The organism is Streptomyces sp. H27-H5 (genome assembly GCF_026627505.1).
Classification (GTDB): domain Bacteria; phylum Actinomycetota; class Actinomycetes; order Streptomycetales; family Streptomycetaceae; genus Streptomyces.
In genome coordinates this window covers 1-1631 of record NZ_JAPNLK010000275.1, presented here as the reverse complement: position 1 = coordinate 1631, position 1631 = coordinate 1, and the positions used below count along the sequence as shown (strand labels likewise).

The window sequence follows — 1631 nt, the reverse complement described above, 5'->3', positions numbered from 1 at the left end:
GGCTCTGTCCCGTAATCGGTGGTAGCGGTGCGTTGCCTCCTGTCATGCTGAGGCGTGCTTGAAGTCAACGCCCTTGTGGGTGTGGTGTTTTCGGGACTTTCCGCCTTGGTCATCGAGAGTGTGGCGGACGAGGGTGACCTGGTCCGGGTGATGGCGCGTACTCGGGATGGTCCGGTTCCGTGTCCGGTGTGCGGGACGCCGACCGGGCGGGTGCACGGATTCCACGGCCGGACGGTGGCGGACGTGCCGGTGGACGGCAGGCGGGTGGTGGTGTCGGTCAGGGTGCGGCGCCTGGTGTGCCCGGTGCTGGGCTGCCCTCGACAGACGTTCCGTGAGCAGGTGCCCGGACTGCTGGGCCGCTATCAGCGCCGCACGAACCGACTGGCCGACCATATCGGCTCTGTGGTCAGGGAGTTAGCGGGCCGGGCGGGCGCCCGCCTGTCCCGCGCTCTGGACATCGCGGTCTCGCGCTCGACCGCGTTGCGGATGCTCATGCGGCTGCCGCTGGCCCCGCTGCGGGTGCCGCGGGTCCTGGGCGTGGACGACTTCGCCCTCAAGCGCCGGCACCGCTACGCCACCGTGATCATCGACGCCGAGACCGGCGAGCGGATCGACGTCCTGCCCGATCGCGCCAGCCAAACCCTGGCCGCGTGGCTGCGCGAGCACCCCGGGGCCGAGTACGTCTGCCGCGACGGCTCCGGCTCCTACGGCCAGGCGATCCGCCAGGCCCTCCCCGAAGCGGTGCAGGTCAGCGACAGGTGGCACCTCTGGAGCAACCTGTGCGGCAAGGTCCTGGCCGAGGTCCGCTCCCACGCCGCCTGCTGGGCCACCGCCGTGAACCCCGCCCGACCCGGCGGCGTACGCGAGCAGACCACCCGCGAGCGCTGGCAGCAGGTCCACAACCTGCTCGGCAAGGGGGTCGGCCTGCTCGAATGCGCCCGCCGCCTCGATGTCGCCCTGAACACCGTCAAGCGGTACACCCGCATGAAGGAACCCACCGGCGACCGCCGCGCACCCCGCTACAAGCCCACGCTCGTCGACCCCTACCGCGACCACCTGCGCACCCGCCGGACGGAAGACCCGGCCATTCCTGTTCTCCAACTCTTCCGTGAGATCAAGGAGTTGGGCTACACCGGGAGCCTCAACCTGCTCTACCGCTACATCACCCAGGGCCGCGCCGAGGACGACAAGCCGGTCACCACCCCGCAGCGTTTCGCCCGCCTCCTGCTCACCCGCCCCGAGAACCTGCGCGACAAGGACACCGCACTCCTGCGGGAACTCACCGAAGCCTGCCCCGAGACGACCGAACTTACCTGCCTCGTCAAGGAGTTCGCCGAACTCCTCACACCCACCGCCGACAACGACACCAAGCTCACCGACTGGATCACCACGGTTCGCGCTGCCGACCTGCCCCACCTGCACTCCTTCGCGAACGGCCTCGAACTCGACCGCGCCGCCGTCGATGCCGGGCTCACCCTCCCGTACCACAACGGCCGCACCGAGGGCGTCAACACGCGAACCAAGAGGATCATGAGACAGATGCACGGCCGAGCCGGGTTCCCCCTGCTCCGCCACCGCATCCTCCTCCAGTGATCACTACGCACCGCTACCACCGATTACGGGACAGAGCC

1 protein-coding gene is annotated in these 1631 nt (G+C 69.5%); it reads left to right on the top strand.

Translation table 11 applies throughout. From position 1 onward, the window contains the following. The first annotated feature begins 54 nt into the window (after positions 1-54). The gene (locus OTB19_RS42705; protein ID WP_420717035.1) at positions 55-1593 is read left to right on the top strand and encodes an ISL3 family transposase; all 1539 of its coding nucleotides are present in this window, start codon (positions 55-57) and stop codon (positions 1591-1593) included. The last annotated feature ends 38 nt before the right edge of the window (positions 1594-1631 follow it).